A 25892-nucleotide genomic window follows, 5' to 3' on the forward strand; every position below is an offset into this window, starting at 1 on the left:
ACCTCTTCGGTCACGCAGCGTCATATGCTGCGGCGGATTGCCACCGACCCGCGCCACCAGCGCGACTATCAGGCGGCCTTCAACGCCGCCCGCCTCGCCATGGCCGTCGTCGGCGACGACGGCCTCGTCGTCGCCGCCAACGACGCCCTCGCCGAGCTCTTCGGCACCGAACGCACCGCCCTGCGGGACCGGACCGCGGCCGACCTCGTCGACCTCGGCGACGACTCCCGCACCTGGGACGCCTACCACGAGGTGCTGCACGGCCTGCGAACCCGCTTCCGCTGCACCCGGCGGCTCAAGCACCCGGACGGACGCTCACTGTGGGCCGAGGTCACGGTCGCTCCCGTGCCCGGGACCGGCCGGGTACTGCTGTCGGTCGCCGACATCAGCGACCGCCGGGAGCTCCAGGCGCAGGTGCGCCACCTCCAGATGCACGACCCGGTCACCCGGCTGCCGAACCGCACCCTCTTCTTCGAACGGCTCTCCGCCGCGCTCACCGCCCCCGCCGAGAGCGGCGGCGGCACCGGCCGCATCGGCATCTGCTACCTGGACCTCGACGGCTTCAAAGCCGTCAACGACACCCTCGGCCACCATGTGGGCGACCAACTGCTGACCGCCGTGGCCGACCGGCTCACCCAGTGTGCCGACAGCGACGGCTACACCCGCACCGGCGGCCACCTCGTCGCCCGGCTCGGCGGCGACGAGTTCGCCCTCCTCGTCGAGGACTCCGCCGGTACGGAACAACTCGCCGACCTCGCCACATCCGTACTGGCCGCGCTCCAGCAGCCGTTCGACCTCGCCGGGCAGCGGCTCTCCGTGTCGGCGTCCATCGGCGTCGTCGAACGCGACGCGGCCGGGACGAGCGCCACCGGGCTGATGCAGGCCGCCGACACCACGCTGTACTGGGCCAAGGCCGACGGAAAGGCCCGCTGGACCCTCTTCGACCCCGAGCGCAACGCGCACCGGATGACAAGGCAGGCCCTGGCCAGCTCCCTCCGGCCGGCCATCGAGGACGGCGAGTTCGCCCTGGAGTACCAGCCGCTGGTGAGCCTCGAGGACGGGGCGGTACGGGGCGTGGAGGCCCTGGTCCGCTGGAACCACCCGCAGTTCGGCACGCTGACGCCGAATCGGTTCATCGGAATCGCCGAAGAGGACGGATCGATCGTCCAGCTGGGCCGTTGGGTGCTGCGGACCGCCTGCCGACAGGCCAGACGCTGGCAGATCGACCACCCCGACACCCCGCCGATCTTCGTCAGCGTCAATGTCGCGGTACGTCAGGTCTGGGACTCCGACCTGGTCGCCGATGTGGCCGAGATCCTCGCGGACACCGGGCTGGCGCCCCAGCTGCTCCAGCTGGAGCTGACCGAGTCCGCGGTGATGGGCTCGGCCGGCCGGCCGCTCCAGGCCCTCCAGGCTCTGAGCGACATGGGCGTCCACATCGCCATCGACGACTTCGGCACGGGCTACTCCAACCTCGCGTACCTGAGCCGGCTGCCGGTCTCCGTGCTGAAGCTGGACGGATCGTTCGTACGAGGTTTCCGGTACGACGAGGGGGTGCACCCCAACCCGGCCGACGAGACGATCGTCGAAGCGATGGTCCAGCTCGCGCACCGGCTGGGGCTCACGGTCACCGCGGAATGCGTGGAAACGGCGGGCCAGGCGGCCCGGCTGCGCAGGATCGGCTGCGACACGGGCCAGGGCTGGCTCTACTCACGGGCGGTCACCGCGGACCGTATCGCCGCGATGCTGGGCACGAGCCCGGGCCCCACGTCGGTCACGAGCCTGTCCGGCGTGTGAGGACCGGACCGGCGGTCGTCACCCGGCTGCCCCGGGCAACCCGTACACGTCCGCGATGAGTTCGTACGACCGCACCCTGGCCTCGGAACCGTGCGCGTTCGACGTGAGCATCAACTCGTCCGCACCGGTCCGCTTCTGAAGGTCGTCGAGCCCGGCCCGTACCTCCTCCGCCGTGCCGTGCACGACATTGCCGAGCCAGCTGTCCACGAACTCCCGCTCCAGGGCACTGAATGCGTACGCCTCGGCCTCCTCGGGCGTCGGGATCAGCCCGGGCCGCCCGGTGCGCAGGCGGAGCATCGACAGGGCGCCGGTCAGGACCTGGCGCCGCGCCTCCCGGTCCTCGTCCGCGGCCAGCGCGGAGACGCCGATCAGGGCGTAGGGCGCGTCGAGCACCTCGGAGGGCCGGAAGGAGTCCCGGTAGAGGTCCAGCGCCGGCACGGTGTTCGCCGCCGAGAAGTGGTGGGCGAAGGCGAACGGCAGGCCCAGCGTCCCGGCCAGCCGGGCGCTGAAGCCCGAGGAACCGAGCAGCCAGACGGGCGGGCGGGCCGACGGCCCCTGGACGGGGCCCGGCACCGCGTGGATGCGGGAGTACGGATGGCCGTCGGGGAAGTCGTCGTCCAGGAAGCGGGTCAGCTCGGCGAGCTGCTGCGGGAAGTCCTCGGCGCCCTCGTGGAGACGGTCGGTGCGCCGCAGGGCGGCGGCCGTCGCCCCGTCCGTGCCTGGCGCGCGGCCGAGACCGAGGTCGACGCGGCCCGGGGCGAGCGCCTCCAGGGTGCCGAATTGTTCGGCGATCACGAGCGGGGCGTGGTTGGGCAGCATGACGCCGCCCGAGCCGAGCCGGATCCGCTCGGTGTGGGCGGCGAGGTGGGCGAGGATCACCGCGGGGGACGAGGAGGCGACGCCGGGCATGGAGTGGTGTTCGGCGACCCAGTGGCGGTGGTAGCCGCGCCGTTCGGCGAGCTTGGCGATCTCCACGCTGGTCCGCAGTGCCTGGGTCGCGGTGCGGCCGCTGCCGACCGTCACCAGGTCCAGTACGGACAGGGGTACGGGTGCGGTTCCCCCGGCCGTTCCTCGTATCGCGTCCACCGGTCTGCGCCTCCTGGGTGTCGGTTCGTCCGGACCACAGCAACCGGAGGCGGTATCCGGTTTATTCCCCGGGCTCTTCCTTGGGTAGGGATGGCCCTCATGACCGAACTCGCGGATCTGACAGCCCGCCGGCTGCTGGCCGGCTACGAGAACGGCGACTTCTCCCCCGTCGAGGCGACCCGCGCCGCGCTGGAGCGGATCGAGCAGGTGCAGCCCCTGGTCAACGCCTTCGTCCGGGTCGACGCGGAAGAGGCCCTGGCGCAGGCCGAGGCAGCCACCGAGCGCCGGCGCAGAAAGGAGCCCGCGGGTCTGCTGGACGGAGTGCCGGTCACGGTGAAAGACCTGCTGCTGACGCGCGGCGCCCCCACCCTGCGCGGCTCGCGAACGGTACGCGCCGGGAACAGCTGGGCCGAGGACGCCCCGTCCGTGGCCCGCCTGCGCGCGCACGGCGCGGTCCTCCTCGGCAAGACGACCACCCCGGAGTTCGGCTGGAAGGGCGTCACCGACTCCCCGCTGACGGGGATCACCCGCAATCCGTACGACACGGCCCGGACGGCGGGAGGTTCGAGCGGGGGCAGCGCGGCCGCGGTCGCGCTCGGTGCGGGGCCGCTGAGCATCGGCACGGACGGCGGCGGTTCGGTCCGCATACCCGCCGCCTTCTGCGGGATCTTCGGCATGAAGCCCACGTACGGACGGATACCGATCGCCCCCGCCAGTCCCTTCGGCACGCTCTCCCACGCGGGTCCGATGGCCCGCGACGCCGCGGACGCCGCGCTGCTGCTGGACGTCATCAGCGGCGAGGACTGGCGGGACTGGTCCCATCTGGGCCCGGCGCGGGCCCTCACGCCCGCCCTGGCAGAAGGGGTCGAGGGACTGCGGATCGCCTATTCGCCGTCCTTCGGCGGTCAGGTCGCGGTGCGTCCCGCCGTCGCGGCCGCGGTGCGGACGGCCGTGAGCCGGTTGGCGGAGCTGGGGGCGTACGTGGAGGAGACGGACCCGGACATCGCCGACCCGGTGGACGCCTTCCACACCCTGTGGTTCAGCGGGGCCGCACGGCTGGTACAGCCACTGGGGCCGGCACAGCGGGAGCTGCTGGACCCGGGGCTGCGGGAGATATGCGCGCTCGGCGCCCGGTACAGCGCGCTGGACTACCTGGCGGCCGTGGACGTCCGGACGGATCTGGGCCGGCGCATGGGGCGCTTCCATACGGCGTACGACCTGCTGATCACACCGACGCTGCCGGTCACCGCGTTCGAGGCGGGCGCCGAGGTGCCGAGGGGGTCGGGGCACCGGCGCTGGACCGGGTGGACCCCCTTCACCTACCCCTTCAACCTCACCCAGCAGCCTGCGGCGACCGTGCCCTGCGGTGTGGACGCGGACGGACTGCCGATCGGCGTACAGCTGATCGCCGCGAGGCACCGGGACGCGGTGGTCCTGCGGGCGGCCCATGCCCTGTACGAAGCCGGGGTGGCGGGGTTGGCGGGGCCGCCGGCCCCTCCCTCTGCCCACACGCCATGACCCTGGCATATGCCACGTTGTTAAATCGCAGCCCGCGGGCCTGACATGCGCCGGCAATCTTGTCAACAGCCATCACGGTGAAGGAACTTGGCCGCTATCGTGGATACGCAAAGCTTACGGTCACAACCTGCTGGATCTGCTGGGGGGATATCGTGGCCCTGAAGCCCGAGCCGACTGCGCCGTTCCACTCGGTGCAGTACGCCCTGCGTGTACTGGAAACGGTCGCCAAGCACGGCGGCGGGGTGTCCGACGCCCAGATCGCCCGGGAATGCGGTCTGCCCACCGCTCATCTGACCTCGATGCTGCGGATGCTCCTGAGCGAGGGCTATGTGGAGCAGGTGACGGACGGCGCGTACGTGGCCGGTGATTCACTCGCCCTCCTCGGCTCGGGGGCCACCCGCAAGGAAGCCATAGAGGCCAAGCTCCAGCGGACCCTGGACCAGCTGCGCGACTCCGTGGGAGCCGCGGTCTACATCAGCCGCTACATCGACGGCGAGGTCAGGGTCACCCAGTTCGCGGACGGACCGCACACCCCCAAGGTCAACGAGTGGGTGGACTTCCGCTCCGCCGCGCACGCCAGCGCGGTCGGCAAGTGTCTGCTGACCCAGCTCGACCGGAACGGACGGCGCGACCATCTCTCCCGACACAAGATCGCCCGACTGACCTCCCGGACGATCACCAGCGAGCGGCTGCTCTTCTCCAAGCTCGACAGCCAGCCGCCCACCGTCCCGGTGCTCGACCTCCAGGAGTACGCGGTGGGCACGGTCTGCGCGGCCGTGCCCCTCACGGCGGGCGCCGCGGTGGGCTGCCTGGCCGTGTCCCTGCCGATCGAGCACGCCCACCGGCTGCGCTCGGCCGCCGACACGCTCAACCGCAGGGCCGCCCCGATGGCGCTCTCGCTGGTGCTCTGATCCCGTCGGTGCGGCCGGCGGGACTGGTCGGAGGCACCCTTCGGAACCAGGTAGTATTAACTCTGTCAGCAGGCGCCGCTAGCTCAGTTGGTTAGAGCAGCTGACTCTTAATCAGCGGGTCCGGGGTTCGAGTCCCTGGCGGCGCACCGACAGAGAAAGCCCCTCGCGCAAGCGGGGGGCTTTTTCGTCGTGGCCGGCGACGCGACGCCGGGATCACCGGGCCTCACCCCGCCGGCAGCCGGCAGGTGGGCTGTCCGCCCACCTCTCCTCCCCGTCACGGCATTCCGGCGACTCGCACCGCGCCGGTCGATCCAGGCGAACGTTTGACACACGTGCTATACGTGCGTACACCTTCGTGCACGGCCTGCAGTACGCCTCGATCGGCGGCGCCCTGCTGCCGGCCGTGGCGGCGGTCCTGACCCCGCGGCTGTTCCCTACCCCGGCCCACCGCGACACCCCGGCGCCGACGCAGACCCCGGCACGCCTCGCTCCGGACGCGGAGCAGGCCCTGGCCGGCTGATCCGTTCCCCGGTCACCGGGGCCTAGCGGGGCCTCGCGACGTCCAGGCCCGTGTAGAAGGCCACCGTCAGGTCCTTCACCATCGCCTTGCGTTCGTAGTCGTCGAGCTCGATGAGACCGCGCCCGGTCAGCCGGCCCATCGTGTCCTCCACCGCGTCCACCACCGAGGTGAGCACACTGTCCCGGCACTTGGCGTCGATCGCGGCGATCCGCCGCCGCTGCATCACCGCGGCCACCTCGGGCGCGTACTCGATACGGGTCGGCTGGGCCGAGTAGACCTCGATCCCGGCCGGCTCCGCCTCCGCCTTCAGCGTCCGCGTCAGCACGTCACCCACCGCCTCGGCATCGCGCAGCGTCGGGGCGTCCTCGTGAAAGGCATCGGCCGGCAGCTGCGAGAGCACCCTCGCCAGCACCGCCTCGACCTGCTCCCGCAGATAGACGGCGTGATCCGCCACACCGAACGCCGCCCGCGCGGTGTCCCTGATCCGCCAGACGACCAGCACGACGACCTCGAGCGCGGTGCCGTCCGCGTCCACGGCCGGCATCGGCTCACTGCGCCAGTGCCGCAGCCGTACGTCCACCTGTCGGCGCAGCAGCAGCGGGTTCACCCAGACCAGTCCGGTGCGCCGCACGCTCCCCCGGTAGTCGCCGTAGAGGGTGAGCACCCAGGCCTGTCCGACCCCCATACGTGCGAGCCCGCAGAAGGCGAAGAGCGCGAGCATCACGCAGAGCACCAGCAGCGCCCAGTGGATGAGGCCGATCCCCTCGTACGGGCGGCCGGAAACCCCGAGCATCGTGCGCAGCGGATCGGGCAGCGCGCCCGCCCACCACATCACCGCGCCGCAGCCGGCGAGCGCGGCGGCCCCGACGAGCACCGCCGCCACGCCCGGCAGCGCGTGCCCCTGGTGCTCACGCAGCCCCGGATCGGCCGGCGGCGCGGGGCGCGTGGGCACGGCGGGCGCGGGCGGGCGGCGCTGCTGATCGACGCGCGGCGCCGGCCGCGTCGTCACGGTGGGGACCGGGCCGGTGTCGTCGCGGAAGAGGAGGTGCACGGGAATCTCGGCGGTGGTCTCGTTCTTGATCACCGCGCTCCGCCGCGCGGACTCGGCACTCCGGTCGGGGCGTTCTCCGTCCGGCGGGCCGGAGTGTCCGTCCTCGGACGCCGGGCGGGCCGGCGGTTGCTCCTCTGTGTCCTCGAGTGCGTCCTCGAGTGCGTCCTCGAGTGCCGGACGGGGTGGAAGTTGACCCTGCATTGATGCCTCCGTCATTCGAAGAGCCGTCGCCAGGTTTCGGGGCCGGGGTAGCCGTTCGCGTCGGCGCCGCTCCAGCCCTGGGCGCGCTGGAACGCCTCGACGTTGCGCCGGTCGGCCTCGTGCCAGCGCGGGGCCGGGCCGGATGTGTAGTGGGAGCCGAAGCCCTTCTTCCGGAGCTGCCGGCCGAGCTTCTCGACGTACGCATTGGACTGACCGGGCCGGAAGTACCCCCTGCCCGGGAAATCGGTGGGACCGGTGGGTTCGGTGGGGGCGGCCATCGCGGTCGCGCCGCCGGATGCCGGGTCCGGTGCCGAACCCGAGGCCGGGCCCGAGGCCTCAAGCGAACCCGAGGCCGGGCCCGAGGCCTCAAGCGAACCCGAGGCCGGGCCCGAGGCCTCAAGCGAACCCGAGGCCGGGCCCGAGGCCTCAAGCGAACCCGAGGCCGGGCCCGAGGCCTCAAGCGAACCCGAGGCCGGGCCCGAGGCCGGCCCCGCGCCCGGGATGTTCTTGCCCACCCCGCTGACCAGCAGCTTCCAGGTCCTGGGCCCCGGCAGCCCGTTCGCGTCGGCGCCGCTCCAGCCCTGGGCGCGCTGGAACGCCTGGGTGGCCAGCCGGTCCGCGTCGCCCCAGTGTGGTCCCGGGCCCTCTCCGTAGTACTTCTCGGCACCGCGCTCGATCAGCATCTGGCCGAGCTGGGTGATGTGCACGTTCTCCGCACCGGGGCCGAAGTACGTGATGCCCGGGAACGCCGGGGTGTTCGCCGGTCCCGCGGCGCCACCGGTGATCAGGCCCTTGTAGCGGTAGGGAACGTACCGGGCGGAGTTGGTCCAGTAGGCGTAGGGAGTGACCTGCTTGCGGGTGTGCGGCCTGGTCTGCTCGTACGCGATGTAGGAGGTCTTCCGGTAGTCCGTCCAGCCACCGAAGATCACGACATGGGAGCCGTTCATCGGATTGGCCGGGTTGTGGAAGAGCAGCATGTCGCCCGGCTGCAGCTCTTCCAGCCTCAGCGGTGTCGCGAAGCGGGCGAGGCTGCCCGTCCATTGGTTGGCTCCGAGGCCCCAGGCCATCGAGACGAATCCGGAGCAGTCCTGGCGATAGCCGTCCGTCCAGTAGCCCGACATGCTGTACGGAACCGACGCCTCCACCCACTTCTTGGCGCGGTTGATGATGTCGGCCCGGGTCGTCCGGGGCAGCGCGGCCGGACCGAGTGGAGGGCCCGGGTTGCCTTGGCGACCGCCGTGGAGCGCGCTCGCCCTGCCCTGCGGGGTGTCCGACTGGGGGTTCGCCCGGGCGGGCTGCGGCGGTCCGGGGTGCGACCGGCCGGCCGGAGCGTGTGCCGCCGCGATGGATCCCCCGCCCCCGGCGAGGGCCATGCCCGCGGCGGTGACCAGCACCAGGGCGCGGCGAGCGCCGCGTGCGGCCGGGTGGCCGCCGGCCCGCGGGGGCAGGGTGTGCCCGCGCTCACGCCGCCGCTGGACGCAGCCAGGGCAACCGCAGTCGATCAGGGGCTCGAATTCCTCGAACACCGGCATCGTGAAGTTCCTGGAGATCATCTGCACGGGCGACAGTCTCTCAATTACTCAGACATATAGCATTTTGACGGACCGAAGTGGATGAAAAGACAACCCGACGAGCCGGAACGGTTGCCGGGTGGTCGGAACCATCCCCTGAGGTCGGGTAGAGTTATCCATGTCAGCAGGCGCCGCTAGCTCAGTTGGTTAGAGCAGCTGACTCTTAATCAGCGGGTCCGGGGTTCGAGTCCCTGGCGGCGCACGCAGAGCACAGGCCTTCTCACGGATCGTGAGAAGGCCTGTGGCATATTCCGGAGCGTGCACAACCGTCCCTCGAAGCATGCGTTTGACCGGTAAACTGCTTTTTTCACCCTTGCGATCAAGACGTGGGTCGGACACCCTATCCTGGAGTCATTGGCTCCAAAAGGGCGAAGGCTTCTGTGAGTTGGAGCCGAACAGTGGGGGTACGGCCCGGTTGCTCGGACTGCGGGGTGGGGACCTCGTTCATGAACGGATGCCGGGCTGGGCATCCTGCAACCGGAAGACCATCGTCCTCCGTCTTCGGAGACGGTGGCCTGTCATTTGATCCACGTCCGGTCCCGGTCGAGGGGGACCGCTTCCGGGCGAGAAGAACCGACGACACACACGCAGCCAGCAATGCGTGCGGGGGGATGACTCATGACGTCGACGCCTACCGGCGCCAGGCACAACGACGACACGTCCCGGACGACCCAGCTTCGGATACCCGGACAGCTGAGGTCCGGCGGATCCCGGCTCCTGTCGAGAAAGGCGCTTCCGCGGTACGACTACGAGCATTACAGCAGGCTCGCCGGGCCCCTGACCCAGCCCGATCCGGACCTGCCCTACAAGGTGCAGTACCGCTCACTGATCTCCCAGGAACCGCACCGGATCCGTGCGGCCCTGCTGCTGGGCGCGGCCCCACTGGTCTCGCTCGGCCTGTTCGTCTGGCTGATGCAGCCGGACCACTGGACCGAGCGCGACCCCAATCTCGACGACAGCACGCTGCTCGTCCTGGACATCGTCATGCTCGTCTCGATCGGTCTGATCGAGCTGTTCCGCACGATGAACGTCCTGTCGAACGCGCACGCGACCCTGGTCGCCCGTGACCCCGTCCCCGTCGTGCCGGAGACCGGCACCCGGGTCGCCTTCCTCACCTCCTTCGTGCCGGGCAAGGAGCCCCTGGAGATGGTGACGAAGACCCTCGAGGCGGCCGTGAAGATCCGCCATCGCGGACTGATGCACGTCTGGCTGCTGGACGAGGGCGACGACCCCGAGGTCAAGAAGGTCTGCGAGCGCCTCGGCGTGCACCACTTCTCCCGCAAGGGCGTCCCGGAGTGGAACCAGGCCAAGGGCCCGCACCGCGCCAAGACCAAGCACGGCAACTACAACGCCTGGCTCCAGGCGCACGGCGGCGACTACGACTTCTTCGCGTCCGTGGACACCGACCACGTACCGCTGCCCAACTACCTGGAGCGGATGCTCGGCTACTTCCGCGACCCGAATGTCGGCTTCGTCATCGGCCCGCAGGTCTACGGCAACTACGACACCTTCGTCACCAAGGCCGCCGAGTCGCAGCAGTTCCTCTTCCACGCGCTCATCCAGCGGGCCGGCAACCGCTACGGCGCTCCCATGTTCGTCGGTACGTCCAACGCCGTACGCATCAAGGCGATCAAGCAGATCGGCGGCCTGTACGACTCGATCACCGAGGACATGGCCACCGGCTTCGAGATGCACCGCGCCAGGAACCCGGAGACCGGCCGCAAGTGGCGCTCCGTCTACACCCCTGACGTGCTGGCCGTCGGTGAGGGCCCGTCAGCCTGGACGGACTTCTTCACCCAGCAGCTGCGCTGGTCGCGCGGTACGTACGAGACGATCCTCAAGCAGTACTGGAGAGGCCTCGGCACGCTGCCGCCGGGCAAGTTCTTCAACTACACGATGATGATCATCTTCTACCCGATGTCCGCCCTGAACTGGATCCTCGCGGCCCTCAGCTGTGCGTTGTTCCTGGGCATGGGTGCCTCGGGTGTCCAGATCGACCCCGCGATCTGGATGATGCTGTACGGCAACGCCTCCGCGCTCCAGGTCGGCCTCTACATCTGGAACCGCCGCCACAACGTCTCGCCGCACGAGCCCGAGGGCTCCGGCGGTGTGGCCGGCATGGTGATGTCCGCGCTCTCCGCGCCGATCTACGCCCGTTCCCTGATGGACGCCGTACTGCGGCGCAAAAGCAAGTTCGTGGTCACCCCCAAGGGTGACTCGTCCAGCCCGGACACCCTCTTCGGCACCTTCCGCATCCATCTGTTCTTCATCCTGGTCTTCGGCGGGTCCCTGATCGCCTCCTTCTTCAACGGCCACGACCACCCGGCGATGATCACCTGGGCCTCCCTGGCCCTGCTGATCACCGCGGCGCCGATCATCGGCTGGCGCTACACGGTCCGCGCGGAGAAGAAGAAGCGGCGGGAACAGCCCGAGCGTCAGGACGTCCCCCCACCGTCGCAGGCGGCCGATCCCGTGCCGCACACACCGCATGCGCCCTACGCGCCGCACGCCCCGCAGCACAAACCCAGCTGGGCCGCGACCGACCAGACCATGCAGACCGCTCTTGGGGGACGTGAGAAATGAACTACCGACCGAGCCGCCGCACCCGCCGCCTGGCGATCAGTGCGGCGGTGGTTCTTGCGCTGGCGGGGATGAACGGGCCCGCCATGTACCGGTACAGCTCGCAGAAGTACCACGACTACAAGATCAACAGGCCGGAGTACAAGGCGGAGAACGGGCACTGGGACTTCCTGGACGTCCCGGCCGAGTACAAGATCAATACGATCCACGCCGCCCTGCTCCACACCGGCAAGGTGCTGCTGATCGCCGGCTCGGGCAACAACCAGAAGAACTTCGACGCCAAGAGCTTCCGCTCGGTGCTGTGGGACCCGGCGACCGACACCTTCAAGAACATCCCCACACCCAAGGACATGTTCTGCGCCGGGCACGCCCAGCTGCCCGACGGAAAGCTGCTGGTCGCGGGTGGCACCAAGCGGTACGAGAAGCTGAAGGGCGATGTCACCAAGGCCGGCGGCCTGATGATCGTCCACAACGAGGACCCGGACAAGCCGATCACCCTGCCCGCAGGCACCAAGTTCACCGGCAAGGAGAACGGCAGGACCTTCGTCTCCAAGGACCCGGTGCTGGTCGAAAAGGCGAAGAAGATCTTCGACCCGAAGACCGGGAAGTTCCTGCGCACCGAGGCGGGCCTCGGCCGTATCTACGTCGAGGCGCAGAGGTCCGGCAAGAAGTACGAGACCGGCACCGAGGACAACTACCGGGTGCAGGGCCTGAAGGGCACCGACGCCCGCAACGTCTACGGCATCGCCCAGAAACTCGCGCTCGACAAGAAGGACTTCCAGGGCATCAGGGAGGCCTACGAGTTCGACCCGGTCGCGGAGAAGTACATCACCGTCGACCCGATGAACGAGGCCCGCTGGTACCCGACGCTGACCACGCTCCAGGACGGCAAGGTCCTCTCGCTCTCCGGACTCGACGAGATCGGGCAGATCGTCCCCGGCAAGGACGAGATCTACGATCCCAAGACCAAGAAGTGGAAGTACACCGGCTTCGAGCGGAGGTTCCCCACCTACCCGGCGATCTTCCTGCTGGACAGCGGCAAGCTCTTCTACACCGGCTCCAACGCCGGCTACGGCCCTGCCGACGTCGGCCGCGACCCCGGCATCTGGGATCTGAAGGGCAACAAGTTCACCAAGGTCCCGGGCCTGAGCGACCCCGACCAGATGGAGACCTCGGCCTCCGTCATGCTGCCGCCCGCCCAGGACCAGAAGTTCATGGTCATCGGCGGCGGAGGCGTCGGCGAGTCCGAGAAGTCCAGTGAGAAGTCCCGGCTGGTCGACCTCAAGGACCCCGAGCCCCGCTTCAGGGACGGCGCCTCGCTCGCCGAGGGCACCCGCTACCCGAGCGCCTCGCTGCTGCCCGACGACTCCATCCTCGTCACCGGCGGCTCCAACGACTACCGCGGGCGCAGCGGTTCCAACATCCTCCAGGCGCGGATGTACAACCCGAAGACCGACACCTACACCCGGGTCGCCGACCCGGCAGTGGGCCGCAACTACCACTCCGGCTCGGTGCTGCTGCCCGACGGCCGTGTCATGATCTTCGGATCCGACTCGCTCTTCGCCGACAAGGACAACACCAGGCCCGGCGTCTTCGAGCAGCGCATCGAGATCTACACCCCGCCCTATCTCTTCCGGGACGCCCGTCCCTCGCTGGAGAACAAGGGCTCCAAGACCATCCGGCGCGGCGGCACGGGCGTCTTCCAGACGCAGCACTCCACGTCCATCAAGTCCGCGAAGCTGATGCGCCCGAGCGCCGTCACCCATGTCACCGACGTGGAACAGCGCTCCATCGCTCTGGAAATGAAGAAGAACGCGGACAGCATCGAGGTCACCGTCCCGGAGAACCGCTCGCTGGTCCCCGCCGGCTGGTACATGCTCTTCGTCACCGACGACCAGGGCACGCCGTCCGAGGCGGAATGGGTCTACGTGCCGTAAGCGCGCGGGCGTGTGTCGCACGAGGAGGGCGCCCCCCGGCCGGGGGGCGCCCTCCTCGCCGTGACTACTTCGTATTACGGGCCAGTTCGAGCGCGTACTGCGGCCACCACTCACCGGCCTTGGGGCCACCCTTGCAGTCGCCGTCCGACTCGCCGGGACGCTTGACCCACAGCAGCGCGTCGACCAGCGGGTCGCCGGTCCGGTTGGTGGGCCGCTCACCGAGCGCCCGGCCGGGCGGATTGCACCAGCGCTGGGCCGGATCGCCCTCGGTGTACGGGCCGTTGCCGTTGCGACTGGTGTCGATCACGAAGTGCTTGTCGCCGACCTTCGACGACAGCTTCCGCCCGAACTCCTTGCTGGCCTCGGTGGTCTGGAAGTTCGAGACGTTGACCGCGAAGCCGTCCGCCTTGTCGATCCCCGCCCACTTCAGCGGCTCGAAGAGTGAATCGGGCGACTTCCAGCCCGCGTTGCCCGCGTCCAGGTAGACCTTGGTGTCCGGCTGTTGCTTCAGCCGCTCGATGGCCCCCTTGAGCAGGTCGTATCTCTCCTCGTGGTACTCGTCGGGCGTGCAGCCGTCGACCAGGTGCAGCACCGCGTCCGGCTCCAGGATCACCGTGGCTTTCCGGTCCCCGATGCCCCTGGCCACCTTGTCCACCCAGTCGCGGTAGGCGTTGCCGTCCGCGGCACCGCCCTTCGAGAACTGGCCGCAGTCGCGGTGCGGGATGTTGTAGAGCACCAGCAGCGCTTCACGGTCGGCCTTCCGGGCCGCCTCGGAGAACCCCCTGGCCTCGGCCTCCGGGCTCTCCGGGCCGATCCATTCGCCGACCGGCTGCTCGGCGAGCTTCCTGATCAGGTCCGCGTTCTGCTGGTCACTGTCCTCGATGTACGCCGCGACCTGCTTGGCGGCGTTCCCGCTGGGGTTGACCCAGTACGGATCGGTCGCCTTCGGCTGCTGGCCCACCACGGGCTTCGCCGCCGGCTCCCGTTCCTCGTCCTTGCCGTCGCCGTCCGACGAGCAGCCGGCCAGCAGCAGCGTCGTCCCCACGAGCACCGCGGCGGCCCTCACCCCCACCCTCTTCATCCACTCCCCCTCGGGTGCACCGGATCAACCGGTCCGATCCATCGTGACATGCCGCGCCCGGTTACCGAGAGACTTGACGTCATCTCGGCCCGAACGGGGCCTGGGTCCGGTCTCAAGCCGCCTTCGCGTCCGTCAGGTACGCGGAGACCACCACATTCGCCGTGTACGCCTTGGCCCTGTGGTCGTACCTGCCACCACAGGTGATCAGCCGCAGCTCGGCCCGGCCCCGCAGCCGCGGTCCGTAGACCTTGCCGGCGTCGAACCGGGCGCGTTCGAAGACCTGCACATCGTCGACGGTGAACTCGGCGACCGAACCGTCCGCCCTGGCCACCCGTATCTTCTCGCCGGGGCGCAGCGCGCTCAGCCCGTAGAACACGGCCCGTTTCTTCTCCGTGTCGACATGGCCGACGAGCAGGGCCGTCCCCGCGGCGCCCGGCTCGGTGCCGCCGTCGTACCAGCCGACCGTGTCCGCCCGTACGAAGGGCGGCGGGTCGACCGCGCCCGAGTGATCCAGCCCGCGGGGGACGACGGGGGCGGTGACCCCTATGGAGGGTATGTCCACCCGTTGCGGCGCCGCGGCCCCCAGGGGTTCACGTGCGGGAGGCAGCCAGACGTTCGCGGGACGTCCCACGGCCGCCACATCGCCGGTGGTGGGAGCCGAGCTGCCGGCCGGGTCCGTCAGCTCACGCCCCCACAGCCACAGCCCGACCAGCAGCACCGCCCAGGCCACGCCTGTCAGCAGCCGGCCCGTGCCGGACGGCTGACGCTTCTCGGCGGACATGTCAGTCAGTGCGGCGCCGCCGCCGCGCACTGCGTGCGGCCACGGCCACCGCCGCCATGGCCGCGAGAGCCAGGCCGATCACCGCGTGCCGGGTGCCGGGCCCCTCCTGCTCGGCCGCCGCCTCCACGGTGCCGAAGGTGCCGCCGCCGCCCGCCTGCACCGGGGCGTACGGCGTGGGCAGGGAGCCGATGCCATTGCCGATGCCATTGCCGGTGCCGGAGTCGCCGCTGCCGTCGCTGTTGTTGCCGTCGCCCTCGTCGCTGCCCCGGCGGACGACGTGCACCTTGCCGCCGTGCTTGCCGCCGCCGTCCTTGCAGGTCACCTCGATGTCGTAGTCCTTGATCTCGACATCGGTGCGGATCTTCGCCTCGGCGAACAGACCGCCGTTCGAGGCGGTCGAGAACAGGGCGTCCGACTGGAACGCCTTGGACGTCCCTGTGGCCGTCCTGCCCTTGCAGCCGTCGACCCGGATATCCACCTCCTCGCCCGGCCCGACGTCGGACGGCGTCACACTGACCGAACCACCGGAGTCCTCGGCCAGGGCGGTCGCGGGCATCAGGGCCGCCGCGACTACCACGGCGGCACAGATCGTGTTTTTCCGAAAGCGCATCGTGAACCTCCTGATCCGAAGGTTCACTCGGCACGAGTGTTTCCGCATCCCGAGCGGCGGAACCGCTCGGCCGTCCGGTCTAGACCCTGTCCACCGGATCGGCGATGGAGTCGACGGTCCAGGAGGGGCGATACGGGAACCTCTCCACGTCCTCCGGGGTGGTCAGACCGGTCAGGACGAGGAAGGTCTCCATGCCCGCCTCCAGGCCGGCCGACACATCGGGTCCATCCGGTCGCCGATCATCGCGCTGCTCCCGGAATGCGCCCCGATGGCGTCGAGGCCGGTGCGCATCATCAGCGGGTTGGGCTTGCCCGCGCAGTACGGGGCCTTGCCGGTCGCCTTGGTGATCAGCGCGGCGACCGCGCCGGTGGCGGGCAGCGGGCCCGCGGTGCCGGGCGGCGACGTCCTGCGCCGCGGCATCACCTTCCATGGCGAGTCGAAAGACCTTCCTGACGGCGGGAAGGAAGGCGAAAACAGCCTCAGCGAGCCGCCTCGGCAACCGGCTCGTCGTCCGGAGCGGAAATCGGGCCCGGGTCCTCGGTGTCGGTGTCGAACGGCGGCGCCTCCTCGGTCCACTTCATCGACGTGATCGTCGTGTAGCCCAGCAGCTCACCCTTGCTCACACCGTCGCCGCCCCGGGTGGCGACCATCTCGGTGCCGAGCGGCATGCCCGTGGACTTGTCGAAGATCAGACGGCGCTCGGAGTCGGAGGCGGACTCGTAGGAGCTGGGGAGGGCGACGGCGTAGCCGGTGCGGCCGGTGTGGTCCTTGACGTCGCCGAGGGAGCGCACGCCGGGTTCGGCGGCGAGGAGGCGGTAGGCGGCGGCGCGCAGGTCCGGGGTGGACGGGAGGGTCGTGGCGAGTCGGACGGCCGTGTCGACGACCATCTCGTCGAGGATTTCCTCGGGGGCGTTGTAGTCCTTGTCGACCAGGGCGAACAGGCGCTTGCGGAGGGCCTTTTCATCGGTGGGGAGCGTGGCCAGGACGCGGAGGGGGAGGTCGCCCGTATTGACGGTGTCCGCGGTTCCGCCGGGGGCATCGTGCTGGATCTCGCCCTTGCCGGTGTAGGTGATGGTCTCATCCTTCAGGTTCCACGACGTGGGGGAACCGTCCGCCTTCCACGCCGCCTCGTCGGCTTTCGTGGCCGGACGGGCCCCCAGGTCCAGGAGCTGCGACCACTGCTTGTTCGCGGCGGCGGCCGTCCAGTACCGCGCCCCGGTGCGGACGTCGACGGTGTACTTCTTGCCGGGGACCTTGCGGAGAGAACCGAGCTGTACCTCCACGTACCAGTACGTGCCGGAGCCGGCCGGTTGCTGCTCGACGTGGGAGGCGGCAGCGAGAAGGACCCGGCTGCCGGAGCCCAACGTCGTGGAGGGCGCAGTTCCCGGCTTCAACGGCATGGTGCCAGTGATCACCAGCGCCGCCACCGCCGTCGCCGTGGCCAGGGCGAGACCCAAGACGAGAGGGCGGCCCACCCTCCGCGGCCGGGCGGTGGCGCGAGCCCCGCGCGTCGCGCGCGGACGGGTCATGAACGTTGCGAGCTCCTCTTCCCGAACCGACGACGGCGTGGGGCGGTCGGGGTCGAGGTGGGCGGGGCGGTCGGCTGTCAGGCGGTGCAGGACGTCGTTCTTCACCGGGCTTCCTTTCCTAGGGCGATCCGGGCTCGGGTGTTCACGCGCCGCACGGCTGCGGCCTCCTCCATCGGTGGGGAGGCCGACGCGGCCTGGTTGAGACGTTTGCGCGCCCGGTGCAACCGGACCCGCAGGGTGATGGGCGAGCAGCCGACCACCGCGGCTGCCTGTGCCGGGGTCAGGCCCTGCCACGCGGAGAGGATCAGCAGTTCCCGATCGTCCTCCGGCAGCGTGGCCAGCGCCTTGAGCAGCGCGCTGCGCTCGGATACCTCCTCGGCAATGTCCGCCTCCACGGGTTCCGCCCAGGAGCGCAGCTCGGCGGCGAACGACGCGTGCCTGGCCTCCGCCCGGATGCTGTCCCGCAGGATGTTGCGGGCGACCCCGAGCAGCCATGGCAGCGGCGGCTCGGGGACGTCGTCCAGCTTGCGCCAGGCCACGGTGAACGTCTCGTTCACCACCTCGTCTGCGACCTGTCGTCCCGCACGGCTGACCACGTAGGCCCACACACGTTGCCGACAGCCGTCGTAGATAGCGGTGAAACGATCCGCGTCGTAGTCGGGCACTGCCGCACCTCCCGTCCCTCCTGGTGTGTTCTGTCGTCGGGTAGTGGGCCGAACAAGGGGGGTCGTTACAGCGGCACCTCAAAAAACACGCCCGAGAAACGAGATGTACGTCACATCAGGGGTCCGCAGTCGCGTTCGACGTCCTCGCCGGAACAGTCGAAATCACCAACGATGACGCTCCGTCATTCCATGAGCTTCAGGGGGACTTGTGGACGACCTTCCACCGTCACCAGCCCGGCTGCCGACCCGCCTGCCGGTCGACCCCGCGTTCGTCCGAGCCCTACGGGACCGGGACTTCGCCGTGGTCTTCGCCATGGCCCACGACGCGGGGATCTCCTTCAACCAGATCGCCGAAGCCTGCGCGCTCAAAGCCGAGCGCGCGTCACCCGCGGCTTACTGCACGTTGCTCAGGCGCGTGGTGAAGCTGAACCGGTCCCCGCGGTACAGCGAACGCCCCCGCTCCAGCGGACGGCCCTCCGTGTCCCGCGAGACACGGTGGATCAGCAGCATGGTGCCGCGCCTGGACGTGCCGGTCCACGGGGGGATGTGTCGCGGACGAAGATGTACGGAAGGGGTCAGCGGCGCGTCCGCCGCCCGATGATCACGGCCGCCACGCCGGCGAAGAGGAAGGCTGCCGCGGCGGCACCCAGAGGCCGGAGCACGCTCCGCCTGCGGTTGCCGGTGGCGGCAAGCTCGGGAGGGCGGGCGTCGGACGGGCGGTCGGCGTCGGCAGTGCGGGCGTCGGACGGGCGGCCGATGTCGGCGGTGCGGGAACCGGCGTCCGCAGCACGGGCGTCGGACGGGCGGTCGATGTCGGCGGTACGGGAACCGGCATCGGTGGCCCGGGCGCGGGACGGGGAGTCGGGGTCGGCAGCGCGATGGCCGGCATCGACAGCACGGGCGTCAGACGGGCGGTCGGCATCGGCAGTACGGGAGCCGGACGGGCGGCCGGCCTCGACAGCACGGGCGTCAGACGGGCGGTCGGCGTCGGACGGGCGGTCGGCATCGACAGCACGGGCGTCAGACGGGCGGCCGGCCTCGACAGCACGGGCGTCAGACGGGGCCTCGGCAGTGCGGGCGTCGGACGGGGCCTCGGCAGTGCGGGCGTCGGACGGGCGGCCGATGTCGGCGGTGCGGGAACCGGCATCGACAGCACGGGAGCCGGCATCGGTGGCCCGGGCGCGGGACGGGGAGTCGGGGTCGGCAGCGCGATGGCCGGCGTCGGCAGTGCGGGCGCCGGAAGGGGAGTCGGCGTCCGCGGCACGGGAGCCGACAGTCTTCGGGGTCAAGCCGGGGCTGAGGCCCGGCCTCGTCCTCGGACCGGAGCTCCGGCTGGGCTCGGGCTCCGCGCTGGTGTCAGGCACCGCTTCCTCCTCCGGCTCCTCCTCCGGCTCCTCCTCCGTGAGAGCGAAGCGGTACGTGGCGGACTCCCCCACCCAGTCGCCGTCGTCGCCCCTGCGCTGGACGACGGCGGCGGTGGCGGTGACCTCGTTGGGCTGCGTGTCGGCGGTGAAGGCCAGCTGGACCCGTACCGTGACCGTACGGCCCGGCTCGACGGTGAATCCGGGGAACCCGTCGTCGAAGACGCCGACGAGCTCGTCCTCCTCGGTCCGCTCGAACGAAACCGGACGCGCCCGCTTCGCGGCCTCGTCGTAGAACTTCAGCCGCACCTGGCCGGCCGCGAGAGTCCGGTCGCGGTCGACCAGGACGATCACCGGGTGGATGTTCCGGCACACCTCGGTGGTCGTGTTCGCCAGGTCCACGTTCCAGGTGACGGGCTCGTCACCGGGCCGCTGTGCCGAGGGCCCGCCGTGGATGTGCGCACCGAGGGGGAAGTCCCGCGTCCCGGCCGGTTCGCCGCAGCCCGCGGCCGCCTCCTCGGCGGTGGCCATATGCCCGGCCACCAGAATGGCGGCGAGCGTGGCTCCGGCGGCGAGGACTGTGCGCAGTCGCATAAAAGGGGGCACATCACTGGACTCTTCCCCCGGCAGACCCCCCGCCCGCCATCTGATCCGACAAACCCCCCGATCGGCCCAACGGCATCGCGGCCGAGGGCGGCCCGATCGTGCACAGTGGTGGCCATGAACAGCACCCTGCGCGTCGGGCTCGTGGGCTTCGGCCTGGCGGGCTCCGTCTTCCACGCCCCGCTCCTCGCCGCGACGGAGGGCCTCGCCCTCGACACGGTCGTCACCGCGAACGCGCGGCGCCAGGAGCAGGCCCGCGCCGAACACCCCGGCGTACGGATCGCCGCCTCGCCCGAGGAGCTGTGGGAGCGCGCGCAGGACCTCGATCTGGTCGTCATCGCCTCCCCCAACAAGACCCACGTTTCTCTCGCGAAGGCCGCGCTGGAGGCCGGACTGCCCGTCGTCGTGGACAAGCCGGTGGCCGGCACGGCCGCCGAGGCCCGTGGACTCGGCGCCCTTGCCGAGGAGCGCGGTCTGCTCCTCTCCGTCTTCCAGAACCGTCGCTGGGACAGCGACTTCCTCACCCTCCGGAAAGTCCTCGCCGACGGCGAGCTCGGCGAGGTCCAGCGCTTCGAATCCCGTTTCGAACGCTGGCGTCCGCAGCCCAAGGGCGGCTGGCGCGAGTCCGGCGCCCCGGAGGAGTTCGGCGGCCTGCTGTACGACCTGGGCAGCCATGTGGTCGACCAGGCCCTGGTCCTCTTCGGCCCGGCGGTCCGCGTCTACGCGGAGTCCGACGTACGCCGCCCGGGCGCCGAGGCCGACGACGACACCTTCATCGCGATCACCCATGCCGGGGGTGTCCGCTCACACCTGTACGTCAGCGCCACCACCGCCCAGCTCGGCCCGCGCTTCCGTGTCCTCGGCTCCTCCGCGGGCTTCGTCACGTACGGCCTGGACCCCCAGGAGGCCGCCCTCCGCGAGGGCGGCCGCCCCGCCGACGACGGCGAGTGGGGCGTCGAGCCGGAGGCGATGTGGGGCCGCGTCGGCTCGGGCGAGTCCCCTCTCACGGGCGGCGGCCGGCCTGTCCCGTCCCTGCCCGGCGACTACCCCGCGTACTACGCGGGGATCGTCACCGCGCTCCGCGACGGCACGCCCCCACCGGTCACGATCCAGGAGGCCGCGGCGGCGCTCGACGTCCTGGAGGCGGCGAGGCGCTCCGCCCGCGAGGGAGTGACGGTCAGCCTGTAGTGCTGTCGCGGGCCGCTCCACACGACGGTGTTCACGGACTGGACTCCTACGCGGCGGCAGCGACGGCCGCCTGCGGCATGTCCCGGTAGAGGAAGCCCCGCTCGACGCAGCTCCAGGTGGTGCTGGTGACGACGTACAGCGCGGCGGCCAGCGGCACGGCGGCCACGGTGAGCAGCGTCATGAAGGACATCAGCGGGAGCAGCTTCGCCATCCCGGCCATGCCGGGCGCCGACGGGGTGCCCGCCGTCGACATCTGCTTCCTGGTCCGCCGGTAATTGATCGTCGCCACCACGGTCACGATCAGGAACAGGGCCATGTAGACCCGCCCGCTCGGCCCGAAGGCCCCGCCGTCGGCCAGGGCGTCCGCCCACCGGCTGCCGAGCGGCGCGGCGAAGAGGGAGTGATCGAGCAGCTCGTTCGCCTCGCCGCCGATCTGGGTGTTGGAGAACAGGTGGTACATCAGGAAGAACGCCGGCATCTGCAGCAGCGTCGGCAGACACCCGGAGAACGGCGAGACCTTCTCCGCGGCGTGCAGCTCCATGAACGCCTTCTGCATGCGCTCGGGATTCTTGCCGTGCTTCTTGCGCAGCTCGGCGATCTTCGGCTGGAGCTTGGCGCGGGCCTTCGCCCCACGCGCCGCGGCCCGCGACAGCGGATGGATGGCGAGCCGCACCAGGGCCGTGAACAGCACGATCGCGGCGGCGGTGGCGGCGGTATCGAAGAGCGGCTCGAGCAGCTGCGCGAGGTGCTCGACCAGACTGGCGAAAACGGACATGACGGATGGCCCTCCGTGGGGGTGTCGTCGGCAGATCGGTGACTGTCGGCGCGACGGACCGCGAGACGGCGTACAGACGGAAAAGGAAGGCTGTACCCCTACGCGGCCGTCAGGAGGGCCCGCCCGGGTGCCCTGGGCCGGGGACGCCCGGAGGCATCGGGATCCCGTTGCGGCAGAAAGGCCGTCCGTTGCTCACAGTCGCGGATGGCGGTGCGTACGCACACACACGCCACTGCGGGCACCGTACGGGCGGCGAAAAACGCCGACACGGTGAACACGGACCCCGCGGCGGCCGTGGCGGCGGCCGCCACGGCGGCCGAAAGGCTGACGCCGTCGGCGAGCAGCACCTCGGTGAGGAGGAAGAACAGCAGCGCCGCGGCAGGGCGCAGCAGCCGCGCTGTCGTGCCGTGGAGCACGCTTCAATCCCCCAATCGGGTCAATAAGGGCCTTCAGCCCGTTATACACGACCGGCCGCGCCGCCTCACCCGAACGCAAGCCCCCGGTCGCCTCGGGAGAGATCACCCCATACGGTCCGTAATCGGACTCCCCTGGGCCCCTATGCCGGAGGTTCACATGCCCCTGCGTCGTTCTCCTGACCCGCTCCGGGTGACCGGACAGCCCCGGCAGCGCATCGCCGCAGCAGGGTGCGCCGGTGTTCTCGTGGCAGGAACCATGCTTCTCGCGGGTGCGACGGAGGCCGGTGCGCAGCCGACGTGCCTCGGTCTGCCGGTCACGATCCAGGCGCAGCCCGGTGTGCCCACCACCGGGACCCCGGGACCGGACGTGATCCTGGGCACGTCCGGTCCCGACGTGATCGACGGCGGGGACGGCAACGACCGGATCTGCGGCCTGGACGGCCGCGACCGGCTCACCGGCGGACTCGGCAACGACCGGATCGACGGCGGCACCGGCGTCGACTTCATCACCGGTGACGCCTACGCCGCCACCGGCGACGCCCGCGGCAGCGGGAACGACGTCCTGCTCGGAGGTGACGACCAGGACTTCCTCGTCGGCGACAGCTCCGCTCCGAACGGCAGGGCCGCCGGCGGAGGTCACGACCGGATCCTCGGCGGCAACGGTGACGACCATGTGAGCGGTGACAGCCGCGGAACGCTGGGGGCCACAGGCGGCGGGAACGACCATGTGGAAGGCGGCCCCGGTGATGACGAGCTGGCCGGCGACTCCAACGCCCCCGCCCCGGGAGCCGACGCCGCCTCCCTCGGGACCGCGGGCGGCAACGACCGGATCGAAGGCGGTGACGGCCGTGACATCCTCCTGGCAGGCCCCGGCAACGACCACCTCGACGGCGGCGACGGCGACGCGGACGACTGCAACGGCGCGACGGGAACCGACGTGGCGGAAAACTGCGAGTTCCTCGGCGACATCCCGTAGCCGCGGTGGGCCGGCGGGGCACGGGACCGACGGGACCGGGGCCCGCGCATCGGGCCCGCAGGCACCGGGCACCAACACCGGCAGACGGCGATCCGGGGGCGGACACCGGCGTGGGCGCGGACAGCTGCGGCGGGGCTGCGGCGGAGGCTGAACCGCCGAGGGGCGCACGAACGGCGGCCGGGCTCCTCCCCCGCGCAACCCTCCAGGGCCGGAACGACTCTCCGTCACAGAGCCCGCACAGCAGTACGGTGTCACCCATGCGCCCCGAATCGCCTGCCGATCACACCGCCGAAGCCGAGCGTCTGCTGCGCACCGCGGCGCAGTACCCCGAGGACCAGGAACCCCTGCTCCTCCAGGCCGCGGCCCACCTCGAACTCGCGGGCGACCGCCCCCGCGCCAGCAGCCTCTACGACCGTCTGCTCACCGAGCCCGCCATCGACCTCGCCAACCCCCACCTCGTGAAGGCGCTCAAGGCCGCCAACCTCTGGGAGTACGGCCACGAGGCGGAGGCCCACGCCATCATCGACGGCATCCGCGCCGCCCGGCCCCGCGACGCGGCGGCCTGGGAGATCCTCGCCGAGACCCTCGAAACCCACGACGAGCTGGAAGCGGCCGAGGACAGCTTCTCCACCGCGGTGGGCCTCTTCATCAACACCCCGGGCGAGGAGACCCCCGAGATCTCCTATCCCGCCCACTCCCTCCTCATCGGCCGGCACCGCGTCCGCCGCCTGCTCGCCCGCCCCCACGACAACTGGGACGAGCTCACGGACCGGCTCCACACCGGCGAGATCTCCCTCAACGAGCTCCACGACCCCAAGCGTCTGTGGGCCCTCGGCTCCGACAACCCGGCCGAACTGAAGGCCGAGATCGCCCGCCTCCGCGCCGAGCTCGCCTCGTACCGCCAGGCCCTCTCCCGCCCCTTCCCGGTGGCGGTCCTCCACTGGCCGGAGGCCGAGCTGGCCGAGCTCCTCGACTCGTACCCCGCCCTCGCCACGGAGTACCCGACCCACCGTGCCCACCTCCTCGACCTCGAGCACTCCCTCCGCGAGCTCGCGGCAGCCGGCACCCCGAACCTGGGCATCGTCACGGGCACCGTCCCGTCCTACGAGGCCTTCGCCGCCTCGGAGGCGGCGCCCCCGTCGAACGCGGAGCTGCTCCCCCAGTACGCCACCACCCTGGCCGCCCGGGGCCGGGCCATGCCCTGGCCCCCGGCGAAGTCGGCCCCGTGCTGGTGCGGCTCGGGGAGGGCGTACCGGGAGTGCCACGGCGGGGCGATGTAAGAGGGAGTCCGGCAGTTCTCGCAGCGCTTGAAGGCAGGTTGCCCGGCGAAGCATGCAGAACGCCCTCTCAGCACCACATGGTGGCGAAGGCGTAGCCGCGGGCCTGGAGAGTGCTGAGGATGTCGGGGAGGGCGGCGACCGTTTGGCTTCGGTTTCCGCCGCCGTCGTGGAGCAGGATGATCGAGCCCGGCTTGACCTTGCCCAGCACGCGATGCTCTATGGCCGAGGTGCCCGGCCGGGCCCAGTCCTGGGGGTCCACCGTCCACAGCCGGATCTGCTTGCCCAGGGACTCGGCCCGCGCGTAGACGCCGGCGTCGACCGCTTCGTAGGGCGGCCGCAGACACAAGGGGGTGTAACCGGTCTGAGCCCGGATGACCGCATCGGTCGACCTCACCTGGGTGGCGAAGACGCCGGCCGTTACGTGACGCAGGTCCGGGTGCGACCAGGTGTGGTTCTGCACGCTGTCGCCCTGCGCATACACCTGCCTCGTAAGGCCCGGGTCGGCCGCAACATGCTCACCGAGCTCGAAGAAGGTCGCGTGAACGCCGTACTGGTCCAGGATCGCAAGAATCCGAGGGGTGTACCGGCTCGGCCCGTCATCGAAGCTGAGATACACGGTCCCGGACGCCGTCTGTGCCGACACGACGGCAGCCACGACGCCGAGCGCCGCCACCAGCGCGGCCACTGCGGCCACTGCGGCCACCGCGGCGAGGGCCAGCCGCCTGGACCATGAATTCTTTCCGCCCCGTACACGCCGTCGGGGCATGGGCACCGCCCCCGTCCGGTCACTGATCCATCGACCTTCATCTCCCACCCTGCCACGCACAAGGCCCACCCGGCATGACCTGCCCCCGGCGCCCTCGCGCCGGGCGACCTGCATCACGACGGACACCCAGACCTGGTCACCCGCGACGCCACCGGCCTGTGGCTCCACCGCGGCAACCCCGCGAACCCCGCCGGCCTGGCCGCCTCCGCGCCGGTACGGCTGGACGGTGCGGAGTGGGCCGCGTACGACCCGACCGCCCCCGGCGACACCACCGGCGACGGCATGGCCGACCTCTGGGCCCGCGACCGCGCCGACGTCACGCTCCGGATGTACCCGGGCACCTCGGGGCTGCTGGGCACCCCGGTGACGATCCCCGGATCCTTCACGGTCACCAACCGTGCGCTGCTCACCTCGGCCGGTGACGCCGACCGCGACGGCCACCCGGACCTGTGGTCCACCATCCCGGGCGGCACGGCCGACGACCTGGCCTTCCGCCCCGGCACCGACACCGGCCCCGGCACCCCGGTCACGGTGGGCGTCGGCGGCCGGCAGTGGATGCTGCACCTGGCCTGACACGGCGATGCGCCTCCGCCCGGACGACGTCGCGCGACACCGTCCGGGCGAAGTCGCGCCTGACGACGGTGATATGCCGGACGGTGGTGGGGCGATGGGGCTGCTGAGTCCGTAGG

22 protein-coding genes, 2 tRNA genes and 2 pseudogenes are annotated in these 25892 nt (G+C 70.9%); 12 read left to right on the top strand and 14 right to left on the bottom strand.

Features of this window, described 5'->3' with window-relative positions:
- The first annotated feature begins 24 nt into the window (after positions 1-24).
- Positions 25-1797, top strand: a complete 1773-nt coding sequence (locus ABD858_RS12080; RefSeq protein ID WP_345044464.1) for a putative bifunctional diguanylate cyclase/phosphodiesterase — start codon at positions 25-27, stop codon at positions 1795-1797.
- 18 nt (positions 1798-1815) lie between these two features.
- Here ABD858_RS12080 and ABD858_RS12085 read toward each other — a convergent pair whose 3' ends face one another.
- Positions 1816-2883 (bottom strand): LLM class flavin-dependent oxidoreductase, encoded by a 1068-nt coding sequence (locus tag ABD858_RS12085; protein ID WP_345036462.1) that lies wholly within the window; start codon positions 2881-2883, stop codon positions 1816-1818.
- A gap of 99 nt (positions 2884-2982) precedes the next feature.
- Here ABD858_RS12085 and ABD858_RS12090 point away from each other — a divergent pair, with 99 nt between their 5' ends.
- The 4 genes from ABD858_RS12090 to ABD858_RS12105 all read left to right on the top strand — a co-directional run bounded on the left by ABD858_RS12090 (position 2983) and on the right by ABD858_RS12105 (position 5832).
- Complete coding sequence (locus ABD858_RS12090) at positions 2983-4401, top strand: amidase (RefSeq protein ID WP_345036464.1); 1419 nt, start codon at positions 2983-2985, stop codon at positions 4399-4401.
- Between the two features lie 152 nt (positions 4402-4553).
- Positions 4554-5312: an IclR family transcriptional regulator gene (locus tag ABD858_RS12095; protein ID WP_345036466.1), complete on the top strand. Its 759-nt coding sequence runs from the start codon at positions 4554-4556 to the stop codon at positions 5310-5312.
- Between the two features lie 72 nt (positions 5313-5384).
- Positions 5385-5458 (top strand) — tRNA-Lys (locus ABD858_RS12100).
- A 209-nt stretch (positions 5459-5667) separates the two neighbouring features.
- On the top strand, positions 5668-5832 hold the full coding sequence (locus tag ABD858_RS12105; RefSeq protein ID WP_345036469.1) for a hypothetical protein: 165 nt from the start codon (positions 5668-5670) through the stop codon (positions 5830-5832).
- A 22-nt stretch (positions 5833-5854) separates the two neighbouring features.
- Here the strand turns inward: ABD858_RS12105 and ABD858_RS12110 are convergent, their stop codons facing one another.
- Together ABD858_RS12110 and ABD858_RS12115 are read right to left on the bottom strand one after the other, a co-directional pair.
- The gene (locus ABD858_RS12110) at positions 5855-7084 is read right to left on the bottom strand and encodes an SPFH domain-containing protein (RefSeq protein WP_425586191.1); all 1230 of its coding nucleotides are present in this window, start codon (positions 7082-7084) and stop codon (positions 5855-5857) included.
- Positions 7085-7095: 11 nt separating this feature from the next.
- Positions 7096-8637, bottom strand: a complete 1542-nt coding sequence (locus ABD858_RS12115) for a peptidoglycan-binding protein (protein WP_345044467.1) — start codon at positions 8635-8637, stop codon at positions 7096-7098.
- 146 nt (positions 8638-8783) lie between these two features.
- Here ABD858_RS12115 and ABD858_RS12120 point away from each other — a divergent pair.
- The 3 genes from ABD858_RS12120 to glxA all read left to right on the top strand — a co-directional run bounded on the left by ABD858_RS12120 (position 8784) and on the right by glxA (position 13172).
- Positions 8784-8857, top strand: a tRNA-Lys gene (locus tag ABD858_RS12120).
- Between the two features lie 416 nt (positions 8858-9273).
- Positions 9274-11238, top strand: coding sequence for a glycosyltransferase family 2 protein (locus tag ABD858_RS12125; protein ID WP_345036471.1), 1965 nt, complete (start codon positions 9274-9276; stop codon positions 11236-11238).
- Positions 11235-13172 carry a radical copper oxidase GlxA gene (glxA, locus tag ABD858_RS12130; RefSeq protein WP_345036473.1) on the top strand — a complete coding sequence of 646 codons (1938 nt, stop codon included), beginning with the start codon at positions 11235-11237 and terminating at the stop codon, positions 13170-13172. The genes ABD858_RS12125 and glxA overlap by 4 nt, the downstream gene beginning before the upstream one ends.
- Positions 13173-13236: 64 nt before the next feature.
- Here the strand turns inward: glxA and ABD858_RS12135 are convergent, their stop codons facing one another.
- The 8 genes and pseudogenes from ABD858_RS12135 to ABD858_RS12170 form a co-directional block, all read right to left on the bottom strand.
- Complete coding sequence (locus ABD858_RS12135) at positions 13237-14253, bottom strand: glycoside hydrolase family 6 protein (protein ID WP_345036475.1); 1017 nt, start codon at positions 14251-14253, stop codon at positions 13237-13239.
- Between the two features lie 112 nt (positions 14254-14365).
- Positions 14366-15034 carry a class F sortase gene (locus ABD858_RS12140; RefSeq protein WP_345036477.1) on the bottom strand — a complete coding sequence of 223 codons (669 nt, stop codon included), beginning with the start codon at positions 15032-15034 and terminating at the stop codon, positions 14366-14368.
- Position 15035: 1 nt separating this feature from the next.
- Complete coding sequence (locus ABD858_RS12145) at positions 15036-15644, bottom strand: hypothetical protein (RefSeq protein WP_345036479.1); 609 nt, start codon at positions 15642-15644, stop codon at positions 15036-15038.
- Between the two features lie 79 nt (positions 15645-15723).
- Positions 15724-16040: pseudogene (locus tag ABD858_RS12150) on the bottom strand (HAD hydrolase-like protein); the annotation flags it as partial.
- An 83-nt stretch (positions 16041-16123) separates the two neighbouring features.
- A complete protein-coding gene (locus ABD858_RS12155) occupies positions 16124-17278 on the bottom strand; it encodes a CU044_5270 family protein (RefSeq protein ID WP_345036481.1) in 1155 nt (384 codons plus the stop codon).
- Positions 17275-17838, bottom strand: coding sequence for an RNA polymerase sigma factor (locus ABD858_RS12160; protein WP_345036483.1), 564 nt, complete (start codon positions 17836-17838; stop codon positions 17275-17277). Before ABD858_RS12160 ends, ABD858_RS12155 begins: the two co-directional genes overlap by 4 nt.
- 393 nt (positions 17839-18231) lie before the next feature.
- Positions 18232-18351 (bottom strand): annotated as a pseudogene (locus tag ABD858_RS12165) (UTRA domain-containing protein); the annotation flags it as partial.
- A 62-nt stretch (positions 18352-18413) separates the two neighbouring features.
- Complete coding sequence (locus tag ABD858_RS12170; protein WP_345036486.1) at positions 18414-19793, bottom strand: hypothetical protein; 1380 nt, start codon at positions 19791-19793, stop codon at positions 18414-18416.
- 126 nt (positions 19794-19919) lie between these two features.
- Between ABD858_RS12170 and ABD858_RS12175 the strand changes: the two genes are divergently transcribed.
- On the top strand, positions 19920-20990 hold the full coding sequence (locus ABD858_RS12175; RefSeq protein WP_345036488.1) for a Gfo/Idh/MocA family protein: 1071 nt from the start codon (positions 19920-19922) through the stop codon (positions 20988-20990).
- 46 nt (positions 20991-21036) lie between these two features.
- Here ABD858_RS12175 and ABD858_RS12180 read toward each other — a convergent pair whose 3' ends face one another.
- Complete coding sequence (locus tag ABD858_RS12180) at positions 21037-21765, bottom strand: YidC/Oxa1 family membrane protein insertase (protein WP_345036490.1); 729 nt, start codon at positions 21763-21765, stop codon at positions 21037-21039.
- A 98-nt stretch (positions 21766-21863) separates the two neighbouring features.
- Positions 21864-22181: a DUF6412 domain-containing protein gene (locus tag ABD858_RS12185; protein WP_345036492.1), complete on the bottom strand. Its 318-nt coding sequence runs from the start codon at positions 22179-22181 to the stop codon at positions 21864-21866.
- A 244-nt stretch (positions 22182-22425) separates the two neighbouring features.
- On the opposite strand from ABD858_RS12185, the gene ABD858_RS12190 reads away from it, so the two are divergent.
- Both ABD858_RS12190 and ABD858_RS12195 read left to right on the top strand, forming a co-directional pair.
- Positions 22426-23157, top strand: coding sequence for a calcium-binding protein (locus tag ABD858_RS12190; RefSeq protein ID WP_345036495.1), 732 nt, complete (start codon positions 22426-22428; stop codon positions 23155-23157).
- Between the two features lie 257 nt (positions 23158-23414).
- Positions 23415-24437, top strand: coding sequence for an SEC-C metal-binding domain-containing protein (locus ABD858_RS12195; RefSeq protein ID WP_345036497.1), 1023 nt, complete (start codon positions 23415-23417; stop codon positions 24435-24437).
- A 67-nt stretch (positions 24438-24504) separates the two neighbouring features.
- Here the strand turns inward: ABD858_RS12195 and ABD858_RS12200 are convergent, their stop codons facing one another.
- Positions 24505-25203: a polysaccharide deacetylase family protein gene (locus tag ABD858_RS12200; RefSeq protein ID WP_345036500.1), complete on the bottom strand. Its 699-nt coding sequence runs from the start codon at positions 25201-25203 to the stop codon at positions 24505-24507.
- A 282-nt stretch (positions 25204-25485) separates the two neighbouring features.
- Here ABD858_RS12200 and ABD858_RS12205 point away from each other — a divergent pair, with 282 nt between their 5' ends.
- Positions 25486-25776 (top strand): hypothetical protein, encoded by a 291-nt coding sequence (locus ABD858_RS12205; RefSeq protein WP_345036502.1) that lies wholly within the window; start codon positions 25486-25488, stop codon positions 25774-25776.
- Positions 25777-25892 lie beyond the last annotated feature (116 nt).

The organism is Streptomyces sannanensis (assembly GCF_039536205.1).
Classification (GTDB): Bacteria; Actinomycetota; Actinomycetes; order Streptomycetales; family Streptomycetaceae; genus Streptomyces; species Streptomyces sannanensis.

Coding starts and splice junctions, on each gene's coding strand:
- ABD858_RS12080 (WP_345044464.1), top strand. CDS start 25: ATGCTGCGGCGGATTGCCACCGACCCGCGCCACCAGCGCGACTATCAG.
- ABD858_RS12090 (WP_345036464.1), top strand. CDS start 2,983: ATGACCGAACTCGCGGATCTGACAGCCCGCCGGCTGCTGGCCGGCTAC.
- ABD858_RS12110 (WP_425586191.1), bottom strand. CDS start 7,084: ATGCAGGGTCAACTTCCACCCCGTCCGGCACTCGAGGACGCACTCGAG.
- ABD858_RS12115 (WP_345044467.1), bottom strand. CDS start 8,637: ATGATCTCCAGGAACTTCACGATGCCGGTGTTCGAGGAATTCGAGCCC.
- ABD858_RS12125 (WP_345036471.1), top strand. CDS start 9,274: ATGACGTCGACGCCTACCGGCGCCAGGCACAACGACGACACGTCCCGG.
- glxA (WP_345036473.1), top strand. CDS start 11,235: ATGAACTACCGACCGAGCCGCCGCACCCGCCGCCTGGCGATCAGTGCG.
- ABD858_RS12135 (WP_345036475.1), bottom strand. CDS start 14,253: ATGAAGAGGGTGGGGGTGAGGGCCGCCGCGGTGCTCGTGGGGACGACG.
- ABD858_RS12140 (WP_345036477.1), bottom strand. CDS start 15,034: ATGTCCGCCGAGAAGCGTCAGCCGTCCGGCACGGGCCGGCTGCTGACA.
- ABD858_RS12145 (WP_345036479.1), bottom strand. CDS start 15,644: ATGCGCTTTCGGAAAAACACGATCTGTGCCGCCGTGGTAGTCGCGGCG.
- ABD858_RS12170 (WP_345036486.1), bottom strand. CDS start 19,793: ATGCGACTGCGCACAGTCCTCGCCGCCGGAGCCACGCTCGCCGCCATT.
- ABD858_RS12175 (WP_345036488.1), top strand. CDS start 19,920: ATGAACAGCACCCTGCGCGTCGGGCTCGTGGGCTTCGGCCTGGCGGGC.
- ABD858_RS12180 (WP_345036490.1), bottom strand. CDS start 21,765: ATGTCCGTTTTCGCCAGTCTGGTCGAGCACCTCGCGCAGCTGCTCGAG.
- ABD858_RS12195 (WP_345036497.1), top strand. CDS start 23,415: ATGCGCCCCGAATCGCCTGCCGATCACACCGCCGAAGCCGAGCGTCTG.
- ABD858_RS12200 (WP_345036500.1), bottom strand. CDS start 25,203: ATGCCCCGACGGCGTGTACGGGGCGGAAAGAATTCATGGTCCAGGCGG.
- ABD858_RS12205 (WP_345036502.1), top strand. CDS start 25,486: ATGGCCGACCTCTGGGCCCGCGACCGCGCCGACGTCACGCTCCGGATG.